The following is a 13,197-nucleotide window of genomic DNA, read 5'->3' on the forward strand; positions in this document are numbered from 1 at the left end:
CTTCGCGAGCAGGCTCGCTCCCACAGGTTCCGCCTACACCACAGACCCCTGTGGGAGCGAGCCTGCTCGCGATAGCGGCGAACCTGCCCACCCAGAACCTCAGAACAACCGCTGCACCTGCTCCAGCACTGCGCGGTTCATCTGGCCGGTGTGGGTGTGCAGGCTGACGTAGCTTTGCAGCATATCGAGCTTGGTGTTGAGCAGGTCTCGACGGGCCTGGAACACCCGCTGCTGGGCATCGAGGATGTCCACCGTGGAGCGCACGCCACCCTGGAAGCCTTTCTCCGTCGAGGTCAGCGCGCGCTGGTTGGACTCCACCGCGCGCTGCATGGCCTTGCTCTTGGCAAACCCGGCCACCACGCCCAGGTAATCGGTCTCGATGTTCTCGGCAAGCTGCTGACGCTGCACGTCATAGTCCGACTGGGCACCGGCCAGTTGCGCTTCGGCCTTGGCCACCGAGGCACGCACCGAGCCGCCGCGATACAGCGGGATATCCAGTTGCACCCCCACGTAATACGTATCCTGGCGCGGATCGAGTTCCTGATACTGGCGGGTTTCCCGGCGGGTTAACTGAGTGGTCAGCGACAGGCTCGGGTAATGCCCGGCACGCTGGCTGTCGGCCTGGGCCTCGGCCACTTTCACCGCTGCCAGGCGGGCCGCCAGTTCGGGACTGGCGTCACGGGCGATAGCCGTCCAGTAGCGCAGGTCCTGTTCCGGCGGAATCGGGCTGCCGAGGGGGAGTTCCTCGCGCATCGGCTGGATATCGTCGATGGGCACGCTGGCCCGGCCGGACAAGGCCCGCAGCGCCGCCACCCGGCGAGCCTGGGCCTCGGCCTCCTGGGCCTCCACCAGATCGAGGCGTGCCTGGGCCTCATCGATGTCGGTGATCGCACCCTGGCCGCCCTGGTAAAGTTTTTTGCTCTGGATGACCAACCCGTTGATGGCCGCCTTTTGTTGGGCGATCAACTTGATTTCATTCTCCGCCCGGGCCACATCGAAATACCCTTTGGCTACCCGGTCGTACAAGGTCTGGCCGGCGACATCGAACAGCTGGCTGCCCAGTTGTCCGCGGGCCTTGCCTTCCTGATAAGCCGCCCAGCGGCCCTTGTCATAAAGCGGTTGTTGCGCCGCCAGGGTGACGCTGTTCGCCTGGTAGTCGTTGCTGTTGACGTAGCTTCTGTCGTCGCCGCCGTCGGTACGGCCGCCGTAACCGTAGCGCGATGTCAGGGATACCTGGGGATACAGGCCACCGCGACCGATGGCCTCTTCGTTGCGCGAAGCATCGAAGGCATGGGTGGCCGATTGCAGGGTCGGGTCGTTGAGGCGTGAGGCATCGTACGCGGCGGTCAGGCTCAGGCCGCCCTCGGTGGCCCACGCGGGGCTGATCGCCACCCAACCGGTATACAGGCTTAACAACACACGGGAACGATAAAGGCGCCGGTCAGTCACGCTCATTCCTCCTTGAAGGCAGCGAGCAAGCGTTCGCGCAAAGGTTTCATCAGGTAGTTCATCAGGGTCCGTTCGCCGGTCACCACCGTGACATCGGCCAGCATGCCGGGACGCACCCACAGGCCCGCGGCCTGCAACGAGACGACGGTCTCGGCGGGAATCTCGACCTTGGCGGAGAAGTACGGCTGGTGCGTCTGCTCGTTGATCAACTGATCCGCCGACACCGTACTGACCGTGCCCGTGACCGTCGGCGTATCCACCCGCTGCAACGCGGTGAAATGCACGTGCACCGGCAGCCCCGGCCGCAGCTTGTTGGCCATCAGCGGCTCGAACCGCGCCGTGATCGCCATCGGCGCATCCAGGGGGACCACTTGCATCAGGGTCTGGCTGGCCTGGACGACGCCACCGACCGTGTGGATGTTCAAGTCCATGACCTGCCCGGCCGCCGGCGCGCGGATCGCACCGTTGTCGACTTCGAACTGCAAGGCACGGATCTGATCGGCGTAACCCGCCGCCTCGGCGGACACTTCACTGAGCTGGGTCTCGGCATCGCGACGGAACTCCTGCTGCGCCTGCAAAGCCTTGAGCCGACTTTCGTTGATCGACTGGCGGGTCCTGCCGACATCGCCGATCCCGGAAGCAATCTGACCGGCCAATTGGGCGGCGTTGCGCTCGGCCTCGAAGAGTTTGTTGCGCGGGACATAGCCTTCCCGCGCCAGGTCCCGCAGGCCCTCCAGTTCCTGGCGCTGGAAACGCATCTGCGCGTCGTAGTTGCGCTTGACCCCTTCGTAGCCGAGCAGTTGTTGCTCCAGCGCCGCCACTTCATGCTCGATGATCTGCAAGCGGCTGCCCAGCTCGGCGCGGCGACTCAGGAACAACTGGCTCTGCAACGCCATGGCCGCCTTGACCCGGGGCTCGTCGGCACGGGCCAGCAGGTCCTCCGGCCATTGGATCTCGGCGCTGCCCAGACGCTCGGCAATCAGGCGTGCCTCGATGCTGCGGTCGTTGAGCAACTTGCCCAGGGTCACGTCCAACTGCGCTTGGGCCTGCACGGTATTGAGCTGTACCAGCAACTGCCCCTGGCTGACGCGATCGCCATCACTGACCAGGAGCTTTTCCACCACGCCCCCCACCAGCGATTGCACCGCCTTGCGCTCGCCCGCCACCACCACGGTGCCGCTGCCGACGACGCCCTGGTCCAGCGGCGCCAGGCAGGCCCAGAGCAATGCCCCGCCCAACGCCAGCACTAGGAAACCCACGCCATAACGCGCCGCACCGCCGGCATCGGTACTGGCGCCGGGCAACGCGCTGACGTTGCGCAGGCTTCGCCCCTGCTCGCTATATGCGTGTGGATTTGGAGTCAGATCATGCATCTTCGCCAGCCTCCCTCACCGCGGCCGATCGCGGCCCCGGCATCAGCGCCTTGAGTACTCGGTCGCGGGGACCGAATGCCTGTTGGATTCCGTCCTTGAGCACGAGGATGTGGTCGACCATCGCCAGCACACTGGGCCGGTGGGTGATCAGCACCACCGTACTGCCCGCCGCCTTGAGCACGGCGATGGCTTGCACGAGGGCCAGTTCGCCGGCTTCATCAAGATTGGAATTCGGCTCGTCGAGCACGATCAGCGCCGGGCGCCCATAGAGCGCACGGGCCAGGCCGAGACGTTGCTTCTGCCCGCCGGACAAGCCAAGCCCCCCGGGCCCCAGCGGCGTGTCATAGCCCTTGGGGAACCTCAGGATCATCTCGTGGATGCCGGCGTGACGACTGGCGGCGATGATCTTGTCGGCATCCTGCTCGCCGAAGCGGGCGATGTTGTCGGCCACGCTGCCGTCGAACAACTCGATGTCCTGGGGCAGATACCCAAGGTGAGGCCCCAGGGCATCGTGGGACCACTGACTGATCTCGGCGTTGTCCAGGCGCACCGAACCGCCCAGGGGCGGCCATACACCGACCAGCGCCCTGGCGAGGGTGGACTTGCCGCTGGCGCTGGGCCCCACCACGGCGAGCACCTCACCCTTTTCGAGCTGGAAATTGATTCCCCGCAGAATCGGCTGCGCGGCGCCGGGAGGGCCGACGTACAGTTGCTCCAGGCGCACCGCACCGGTGGGTGGCGGCAAGGGCATGCGCAGGCGATCACGGGAATGCTGGGCAAGGAGCAGGCTCAGGCGCTGATAACTCTGGCGCCCGGCATTGAACTGCTTCCACGAACCGATGGCGATTTCCACGGGCGCCAGGGCCCGCCCCAGCAGGAGCGACATGGCGATCATCATGCCTGCCGACAACTGGCCTTCCAGCACCAGCAATGCCCCCAGCCCCAGCGACAGGGATTGGCCGGAGATGCGCACGAAACGGGTCATCGAGGTGATACGGGCGCCGCGGTCACTGGCATGGGCCTGGGCGGCGATAATGCGTTGTTGCAACAGGCTCCAGCGCTGCCGCAACGGCCCGAGCATGCCCAATGCCTGGATGACTTCGGCATTGTGCAGCGTGCTGTTGACGTAGGCTGCCGATTGCACGCCCAGTCGGTTGGCTTCGCCCAGGCGCGTGCGGGTCGCCAGTTCGCCCCACAGCGCCAGACCGATCAGGACGAGGGCGAGCACCAGGGTCAGCACCCCGAACCAATGATGAAAAATGAACGCCACCAACAGGAAGATCGGCAGCCACGGCGCATCGAGCAAGGCGATCAGCCCCTGCCCGGTAATCAACTGCCGCAGCGTCGCCAGGTCGCTGAGCACCTGCGCCGGGTTGGCGTTGTGCTCGCGCAGGCTGCGGGCAAAGGCGGCATCGAAAATCCGCTCGCCCAGAGCCTCGTCCAGCCCGGCGCTCATGCGAATCATCACCTCGCCGCGTACCCACTCGATCAAGGCGCTGAACATGAACAGGCCCAGGGCGATCAAGGTCAGCATGAACAAGGTGGTTTCGTTGCGACTGGTCAGGACCCGGTCGTACACCTGCATCATGTAGAGCGACGGCACCAGCACCAATAGATTGATGACGCCGCTGAACAGCGCCAGGGACCAGAACACCCGGCGATAGCTCAATAACGCAGCATCGATGTCGTGACGAGGATCGAGAAGCAGCCCCATAGATGGCAACCCGCAAAAAAATAGTCGGTCCAGGACGCAATCCATCGCGAGTTTTTTTGCCCGAAGGCGTTTCGAGAAGCCCATCGATACAGCTGACGTGACGCCGCTAGGGCGCGCCAATTACTGACAACGCTCGAACGGGTTAGTGCCAGATCGGCAGAAAGGGTTTACAGGCAGGATGACAGGCGGAGAGCGTGATTTCAGGAGGGTGTTTCAGGGGTGAAACAGATTGGGAATGGAACGCTTCTTGTGGCGAGGGGATTTATCGGGGATTTATCCCCAAATCCCCTCGCCACAAATAGCTTTCCCTGGGGCTACCCCAGGGACGCCGCCCTCTCCACCTGCGGCTGCTGCCGCGACGTGACCAGCCCGATAAAGGAAATGATCAGTGCCAGGCCGAGGGTCGAGCTGACTTCGCTACGGTGCTCCGGCGTCACCATCATCACCCCCAGTGCCGCGCAGATGAAGACGATGACCAACCAGGTCAGCCAGGGAAACAGCCACATGCGGAAGGTCAACTCGACGTTCTGGCGGCGCAGCAGACGGCGCATGCGCAGTTGGGAGATGGCAATCGCCAGGTACACCAGCAACGCGATGGCTCCGGAGCTGGCGAGCAGGAATTGGAACAGGCCGGCGGGCATGAAGTAGCTGAACAGCGTGATACCCGCCCCCAGCACAGTACTGGCAATCACCGCGGAACGCGGGACGCCGTCTCCCGACGTGACCTTCAGCGCCTTTGGCGCATCACCGCGCCGCGCCAGCGAATAGAGCATGCGCGAGGCGATGTAGATCGAGGAGTTCATGCAACTGGCCACCGCGATCAGTACCACGGCATCCACCAGGAACTTGGCATGAGGGATGTTCATCAGTTCCAGCGCCCGCTGGTAGGAACCCACCGAAGCCAGCTGCGGATCGTTCCACGGCACCACGGAGATGACCACGAAGATCGACAGCAGATAGAACACACCAATGCGCCAGATCACCGAACGCGTCGCCTTGGCAATGTTCTGTGCGGGGTTATCGGATTCGGCCGCCGCAATCGTCACCGCCTCCGTCCCGATGAAGCTGAACATGATGGTGATAAAGGCCCCGACCACCGCCGATAAACCGTTGGGCGCGAAACCGCCATGTTCTTCCATCAGGCGGCTCAGGCCGCTGGCTTCTCGCTCGGGAATCCAGCCCATCAGCACAGCGAACCCCAGGGAAATGAAACCGATGATCGCCACGACCTTGGCCATCGCGAACCAGAACTCGAACTCGCCGTACTTGGAAACGCTGAACAGGTTCGTCACGGCCAGGGCCACGATCGATACCGAAGCGAACAGCCAGGCGTCGACAGACGGAAACCACTGGTTCAACACGTGCCCGGCGGCCAGCGCCTCGATGGGAATCACCAGGACCCAGAACCACCAGTACAGCCAACCGATGGTGAACCCGGCCCAGCGCCCGATGGCCTGGTCGGCATAGGTGGAGAACGAGCCGGTGTCCGGGCGGGCCACCGCCATCTCACCGAGCATGCGCATGACCAATACTACTAACAGGCCGGAGAACAGGTAGGCCAGCAACACCGCCGGCCCCGCTGCCGCAATGGCATGCCCAGAACCCACGAACAAACCTGCGCCGATGATTCCGGCAATGGACAACATGGTGACGTGACGAGGCTTGAAGCCCTGTGCCAGATGGCCGTTCGAATCCTTGAAACTGGGGCTGGTCATTTTCTTGTTCTCTTTTTAATCGACATTGAACGTACCGAGGAACAGACGCTACGCAGAAACGGTGCGCCACGTTACCCGTCTCACTTGCTCGCTGAATTATCTGTAAGCGCTCCTTTTGTGCCTGATCTCGTCATAAATTACGTAGCATTTGGCCATACACCCCTCATCCAAGGCGCATTGCAGAGCGTTCACCCTAAAGTGCCAGCATCTAAATAAACGCTTTAAATATTTTATCGAGTTAAGTATTTTGCATGGATCCCGGGGGCTGTATGCCCTCTTTTCCAGTGACAAAGGATCTCCCGTGAGCGGACTGCGTGAACGTCAAAAAGCCGAACGACGCCAAGCCATCAGCAAGGCCGCGATCGAACTGTTCGAGCGCCAGGGTTTCCAGAACACCACCATCGAACAGATCGCCGGCCAGGCCGGCGTCTCAGCCCCTACCGTGTTCAAGTACTTCGGCAACAAGCAGGAGATTATCCTGGAGATCCTCCACGAGGCCGACCAGCGCGCGCTCAAGGACACCCGGTTGCAGGTGCCTGAAATCGAGGATCCGGTCGAGGCGCTGTGTTACCTGGAACGGTTGCTGACGGGCTACGCGCTGGAAGTCATGCACCCCAGCCTCTGGCGCGAATTACTGCCCTTGATTCTGTTTGGCGGCGACGGCGGATTACCGGATGGCTATCGCGCCATGAACGATGCGCTCAGGGCTGAGATCAGTGGCCTCATCAAGGAGCTGCAGCAAGCCGGCAAGCTGCGCGCCGACCTCGACGTCGAGCTGGCCGCCTTCCTGTTGAACGATTATTCACACCTGCAGCTGTTCAGGCTGGTCAACCAGGAACAACCGGACATCGAGGCGCATTCCGCCCAGGTCAAGCGGATTACTGCGCTGCTGTTCCAAGGGATGCGTGCCTGAAGGAAGACCTGACAGATCGCCATCGCGAGCAGGCTCGCTCCCACAGGGGAATTGGCGCCGGACGCGGAATGCGTGTGCACTGAAGAACCAATGTGGGAGCGAGCCTGCTCGCGATGGCCCCTCGCGATGGCATGGCGGTGGGTCAGCCACTGCAGAGTCGACTGATAAACCGCCTTCGCGAGCAGGCTCGCTCCCACAGGTTTTGTAGCTTCGCCCTATCGCCGGTCAGCGATTGGTCTTGATCGCCGTCCAGGTCCGTGTACGGATCCGTTCGATTGCCGCCGGCATGGGCTCGAGGGCGAACAGCGTCTTGCGTGCGTCGTCCGGGATGTACATCGCAGGATTGTCACGCACCTCGGGATTCACCAGCGCGGTGGCCTCCTTGTTGGGGTTGGGGTAACCGATCTTGTTGCTGATACGAGCGATGACATCGGCGCGCATGATGTAGTTGATGAACGCATGGGCCTCCTGGGTATGGGGGGCGTTGGTGGGAATCATCATCACGTCCGACCACATCGGTGCACCTTCCTTGGGCAGTGCCATTGCCACGTTGACACCCTTGCCTGCGGCATCGGCCAGGCGCTTGGCGAGTGCCACGCCGCCTGACCAGCCTACGGCGATGCAGACGTCGCCATTGGCCAGGTCCATGCCGTAGCGTGACGAATTGAAGTAGGAGATGAACGGCCGGATCTTGGCCATCGCCGCCTGTGCCTGCGGGTAGTCCTCACGTTTCTGACTGTTGGGGTCCAATCCCTTGTAATGCAAGGCAATGGGCACGATCTCGTTGGCGGCATCGAGAAAACCGACCCCGCAGCTGGCCAGTTTGGCCAGGTTCTCTTCCTTGAAGATGATGTCCCAGCTGTTTATCGGCACATCGGCCCCCAACACCTGCCGGACCTTGTCGACGTTATAGCCGATCAGTGTGGTGCCCCACAGGTACGGCGCCGCATAGCGGTTGCCCGGATCCCCCACGGCTTCCAGGCCCTTCATGAACTCCGGGTCCAGTTGCTGCCAGCTTGGCAGTTGGCTGCGGTCCAGGGGCTGGACGGCGCCGGCAGCGATCAAGTGGCTGACGTTGGAACTGCTCGGGTACACCACGTCGTACCCGGAGTTGCCGGTCAGCAGCTTGGACTCCAGGGTCTCGACACTGTCGAACACGTCGTAGATCGGGCGGATCCCGGTTTCTTCCTGAAAACTCTTGAGGATTTCCGGCGGCAGGTACTCGATCCAGTTATAGATTCGCACCGTCCGCTCTTCAGCCACGCATGCACCGCTGGCCAGCAACGAAACGAAAGCACCCAACACCGTGTTACGCAAAGACTTGTTCATGGCAAAACACTCCAGCGCGGCCGCGAAGGCTCGCGGCATCAATAGCGATAGGTGAACGATAATTCCAGCGCGCTGAACTTCCGGTCGTTGCCAAACACCTGCTTGGCAGCGGCCATGGGCTTGACCCAGTTATAGGACAGCGAAGAAACCAGCGCCTTCGACGGCGCCCAATCCAGGAAGACGACGCTCTCGTCGGCAAAGCGCCGGTCACTGACCGCCGTGCCCATGTAGTTCTTTTCGTCCAGCCAGAACTGGTAGTGAATGGCCCCGAGGTTGAGGGTTTCGTTGAGGTGAGTCTTGATCGAGAACTGTTGGACGTTTTCGTTGCTGTTGAACAGCAGGTAGTTGCCGACGACATCCCCTACCAGCCAGGTGCCCCAATCGACATAGCCCTTGCTGAGCGGGTCCCAGGACTCCTGACGGTTGTCCGCCAGGTTGTCATCGCCGGAAAAACTTGTGTAGCGGTAACCCACCACCGGCGTCAACGGCAAGGTATCGAAGGCATAGTCCGCCTGGCCATACCAGGCCTTGGCATCGTACTCGACGCCTTCGCCATTGCCGCGTTCCAACGCATACTCGGCGTTGAGGGTCAGGGCCGGCAGGCCTGGGACCTTGGCGTTGAGCGCCCGCAGGTTGTACACCTGCATGCCGTCCCGGCGCAGCGGCGTGGCGCCCCTGGGGCCGAGGGCATTGACCTTCATGGCCATGGCGCCGAGTGTTACCTGATCGTCGAGGTTGTAATCGAGGTTGGCCCCGGTCATGCGGAAGTCACCCAGGTCATCGTCGGTGCGCAGGGTGAACGCCTGGGTTTTCAAGGCGCCGTGATCCCAGGCCAGCACCGCCGAATCCTTGAAGGCACTGCGCGGTGCGAGCCAGTAGGCGCCGTCCTTGAGCTGATCCAGGTTGCCGTCCATGACGATGAAGCCGGTGCCGATCATGTAGTTCTGGCGGCCGGCGGTGAATGTCCACTCCCCCGCCCGGAACCCACCATAGAGTTCTTCGGTGGCCACCTCGCCATCGGAGCTGCGGGTGAAGCCGCCGGCATCGCCATCGCCGAAAGTCGTCGCCCCGACCAGCGAGCCGCCGGCCAGCAGGCTGAAGTCCGGCTGCAAGGCGTACTCCAGCTTGACGCCTGGTTTGACGTAGAACTCCTGCCAGTCGATTTTGCTGCCGCCATTCTTGCGGCTGCGCATGTCGACACGGCCAGCGCCGAAGTTGACGTTGCGGGTGGAAATGGCCGCGCCGCCGGCGGTGACGTTGACTTCCCCCTTGAGATTACCGTCCTCGAAGGTGTAGCCCGCCAGCGCGGCCTGAGCGGTCAGGGGTAGCCCGACCGCCAGGAACGTTCGAGATAAACGCGTCATGGAAACCATGTGAAGCTCCTGTGTGATTTATTGTTGTTACAGGGCAGTGAATGGCGGCGCAGAACGTCGCCAACACCTGGCGGGGCCAGGTGAATGGAACGCGATCTTGTAATCGGGAAGCGTGGTCAGTCGCCGAGGTGCGCCGCGATGGCTCGCAGCATTCGCACGCTGTCCCCGTCGAACGGGCTGACGGCTTCGTTCAGGGACGACTGCTTGACGATCACCACGCCGGATGGCTTGTCGACGAACAGGTATTGGCCATGGATGCCACCGGCCATGAGCGCCTGGCTGTGATCGTTGAAGACGTACCACTGGCTGCGGTAGGAGGCGCCGGGGGTCCAGGCTTCAAAGTCGGGGGATGTGGCGTAGATCGCCGGGTCGGCGCCGGCGGCGATGCGCGCGACCGTCTCGGGCGACAGCAACTGGCGCCCCTGGTGACGGCCGTCATTGGCCAGCAGGCGACCGAAGCGAGCCATGTCGCGCAAGGTGGCGTTGAAACCGGCACCGGCCACGCTACGCCCCCATGGGTCCGCCATGAAGTAGCCGTCACGCTCACACCCCAACTGGCTCCAGACCTCTTCCAGCAGGTGATGAGAGGCCTTGCCGCTGGCGCGTTCCATGACCCAGGCCAGGGCTTCGGTGGTGGCCGTCACGTAGTGAAAAAAACCGCCGTGCTCACCTTGCTTTCGCAGCGACGGCAGGAACTGGTACAGCGACTCGAACTGAGCGTACTGCGCCGGCGCCGGTTGGAAACCGCAGGCATAACCATACTGGGAGCTCTCCGAATCCGGGTCTTCGTACACCTCGCTGTAGTGGATGCCCACGGCCATGTCGAACAACTGGCGCACGGTCGCATCGGCGTAGGCACTGCCCTCGAACTCCGGCACGTAGTGGGCCGCGGGCAATGCTGGATCGAGCACACCTTCGCTGACCAGCTGTTCGCCGAGGGTGCCGATCAGCGATTTGGTGACCGAGAACATGACGTGTCGGTCCTGGGGCGCCTGGCCGTTGAAGTAGCGCTCGAACAGCACGGTGTCGCCCTGCATGACCAGGAATGCGTCGGTCTGGCTGGCCACCAGGTGCTCGATCACGCTGATGCTCAGGCCGCATTCGCTGTTGAAGTGCAGCTCATCCAGCGCTTGTGGCGTCTGCCTCAGGACGCTGGCCGGCCCTGCCCCGGCCTGCACATCGATAGAAGGCCGCAGGCGCGCCAGATTGCGAAAGCCCCATTGATTGAAAGGCGGACGCATCCAGTTGTGCCAGGTGACACGACGGTGAGGTTCGGCCGGAAAGCCTTGCATGAACGGAGAGGTAAAGCGTGCGTCGGATGACGACTCATGCGTCTCGACATAAAGACTGGCCAGTGAAGGCGCGGTGTTCTGATTCATCGGGTTGCCCCTGGAAATGACTCTGCGTGACAGCAGATGCAGGGAAATAATTACCCGATGATATTTTTTAGTCAATAAAACTTTTTACAGACGATTCATTTTTATCCTCATGGGATTCCTGAGTCATCCGCGAATGACGCCGAACCCTGTGGGAGGGAGCCTGCTCGCGATGGCGGCGGCCTGTCCAACATCTGTGTGCCAGACACCCCGCTATCGCGAGCAGGCTCGCTCCCACAGGGATTTGTGGTTAGGCACAGATATCGGTTGTGCCCCGGAAAATGTGGGAGCGAGCCTGCTCGCGATGGCGGCGGCTTGTCCAACATTTGTGTGTCAGACACCCCGCTATCGCGAGCAGGCTCGTTCCCACAGGGATTTGTGGTTAGGCGCAGATATCGGTTGTGCCCCGGAAAAATGTGGGAGCGAGCCTGCTCGCGATGGCGGCGGTCTGTTCAACATCTGCGTGACAGACATTCCGCTATCGCGAGCAGGCTCGCTCCCACAGCGATAGAGGGGTATTCGAGAGGGTGCCGTGGGGTTCAGCGACCCGGCCCGGTACCCAGCGACTCAGCCATCCGAACCAGATCGGCGAACGATTTGGCGTGCATTTTCTTCATCGCATGGGCGCGGTGGATTTTCACGGTGATTTCGCTCAGGTTCATCTGCCCGGCGATCTGCTTGTTCATCAGGCCCTTGACCGCAAAGGCCATCACCTCTTTTTCCCGGGCGGTCAATGTCTGGTAGTGGGCATGCAGGTCGGCAGATTGCTGCCGGATTTCGCGACGCCTGATGTCTGCCTGGAGTGCGGCGGTCACGGCATCCAGCAGATCCTGTTCGCGGAAGGGTTTGGCCAGGAAATCCACCGCGCCGGCTTTCATCGCCTTGACCGACATCTCGATGTCGCCATGGCCGGTGATGAAGATGATGGGAATAGTCGAATCCGACTCCGCCATCCGGCGCTGGAAGTCCAGGCCACTGCTCCCCTGCAGTCGCACATCGAGGACCAGGCAACTGGGACAATCCGTCTTCGGTTGCTGGAGAAACTCCGCGGTGGACGCAAACGTCTCGACGCGGATCCCGACCGAGCGCAACAGGCTGCTCAATGCATCGCGAATGGAGGCATCGTCATCCACCACGAACACAATGGAGTCCTTGCTGCCCGACTCATGGGACGAGAGACTACCGTTCATGCACGATCCTCCTGGGTGGACGGGGAAAAATTCTAGCACAGGCCACTAGGCCACCCAGTGGGGCTCCAGCGCCGAAAGCATAGCGAACAGATCATGGGGGCGATGGAAGCAGGCATCGACCTGGGCACTGTAGCTTTCTCCGCTGATGCACCAACTGCAGAAATGCTCGCAGTTATTGAAGAATACCCGGTACTGCTTTTCACCCAATCTCGAACGCGCCCGATCCACGATTTCGTCGCTGGAATAGTTGCAGGGTTCCTGAAGCATCCAGACCGGCTTGCCGTTGGCAAAATGCTCAAGATCGGTCACTTCGATGGGCCCCGGCCGGAGCGAACCGCTGAATCCCGAATAGTGGACCACGTCTGCCCCGCCCAGATAGATCCCGTGATGCAGGTAGAACCGGCGCGGGCTGATCAGGTGCGCGCCTATCGGCAGATGGCCCGCAGGCTGTCCGATATCGACGGGCCGCAATGCAACCTCCGTCAGGCGCGCCGGACGTGGATGGCAGTGGCGAGGCTCGGCTAGCCCGTGACGCTCGGCTATCGGCATGCTCAAGCGGTAGAAGGCGCTCGTCGTGATGAGCGCCATGCAAATCAGCGCTATCGAACGAAGAGATGACAGTTGCTCTGCTGCTCTGGCGGTCAAGTTGTTCACGACACATTCTCCGCAGTCCTTGATGGGGAATATATCGCCGGGGGTTATCGGGTTTCATTTGTACCTGGGTTGGTTCGGGTGACCGATTGATATACGGCCCCTAAACCTAAG

Annotated in this window: 10 protein-coding genes; 1 reads left to right on the top strand and 9 read right to left on the bottom strand. The window is 62.1% G+C overall.

The features are described from left to right. Positions 1–99 precede the first annotated feature (99 nt). The 4 genes from N005_RS22975 to gabP all read right to left on the bottom strand — a co-directional run bounded on the left by N005_RS22975 (position 100) and on the right by gabP (position 6,251). On the bottom strand, positions 100–1,449 hold the full coding sequence (locus tag N005_RS22975) for a TolC family outer membrane protein (RefSeq protein ID WP_047704114.1): 1,350 nt from the start codon (positions 1,447–1,449) through the stop codon (positions 100–102). A 2-nt stretch (positions 1,450–1,451) separates the two neighbouring features. Beyond that, the gene (locus N005_RS22980) at positions 1,452–2,822 is read right to left on the bottom strand and encodes an HlyD family type I secretion periplasmic adaptor subunit (RefSeq protein WP_047703282.1); all 1,371 of its coding nucleotides are present in this window, start codon (positions 2,820–2,822) and stop codon (positions 1,452–1,454) included. Continuing rightward, the gene (locus N005_RS22985) at positions 2,815–4,536 is read right to left on the bottom strand and encodes a type I secretion system permease/ATPase (RefSeq protein ID WP_047703283.1); all 1,722 of its coding nucleotides are present in this window, start codon (positions 4,534–4,536) and stop codon (positions 2,815–2,817) included. The genes N005_RS22980 and N005_RS22985 overlap by 8 nt, the downstream gene beginning before the upstream one ends. Before the next feature lie 314 nt (positions 4,537–4,850). After that, complete coding sequence (gene gabP / locus N005_RS22990) at positions 4,851–6,251, bottom strand: GABA permease (RefSeq protein ID WP_047703284.1); 1,401 nt, start codon at positions 6,249–6,251, stop codon at positions 4,851–4,853. 301 nt (positions 6,252–6,552) lie between these two features. On the opposite strand from gabP, the gene N005_RS22995 reads away from it, so the two are divergent. Then, positions 6,553–7,164, top strand: a complete 612-nt coding sequence (locus N005_RS22995) for a TetR/AcrR family transcriptional regulator (protein WP_047703285.1) — start codon at positions 6,553–6,555, stop codon at positions 7,162–7,164. A 225-nt stretch (positions 7,165–7,389) separates the two neighbouring features. Here the strand turns inward: N005_RS22995 and N005_RS23000 are convergent, their stop codons facing one another. From N005_RS23000 to N005_RS23020, 5 genes are all read right to left on the bottom strand, one after another. Continuing rightward, on the bottom strand, positions 7,390–8,493 hold the full coding sequence (locus tag N005_RS23000; RefSeq protein WP_047703286.1) for a polyamine ABC transporter substrate-binding protein: 1,104 nt from the start codon (positions 8,491–8,493) through the stop codon (positions 7,390–7,392). Between the two features lie 38 nt (positions 8,494–8,531). Beyond that, positions 8,532–9,866, bottom strand: coding sequence for an alginate export family protein (locus N005_RS23005; RefSeq protein WP_047703287.1), 1,335 nt, complete (start codon positions 9,864–9,866; stop codon positions 8,532–8,534). Positions 9,867–9,982: 116 nt separating this feature from the next. Continuing rightward, positions 9,983–11,245 (bottom strand): serine hydrolase domain-containing protein, encoded by a 1,263-nt coding sequence (locus tag N005_RS23010; RefSeq protein ID WP_047703288.1) that lies wholly within the window; start codon positions 11,243–11,245, stop codon positions 9,983–9,985. Positions 11,246–11,781: 536 nt separating this feature from the next. Next, positions 11,782–12,432, bottom strand: coding sequence for a response regulator transcription factor (locus N005_RS23015; RefSeq protein WP_047703289.1), 651 nt, complete (start codon positions 12,430–12,432; stop codon positions 11,782–11,784). 45 nt (positions 12,433–12,477) lie between these two features. Continuing rightward, entirely contained in the window at positions 12,478–13,086 is a 609-nt protein-coding gene (locus N005_RS23020; protein WP_047703290.1) for a lecithin retinol acyltransferase family protein, read from the bottom strand. Positions 13,087–13,197: the final 111 nt, after the last annotated feature.

Source organism: Pseudomonas mediterranea CFBP 5447 (genome assembly GCF_000774145.1).
Lineage (GTDB): Bacteria > Pseudomonadota > Gammaproteobacteria > Pseudomonadales > Pseudomonadaceae > Aquipseudomonas > Aquipseudomonas mediterranea.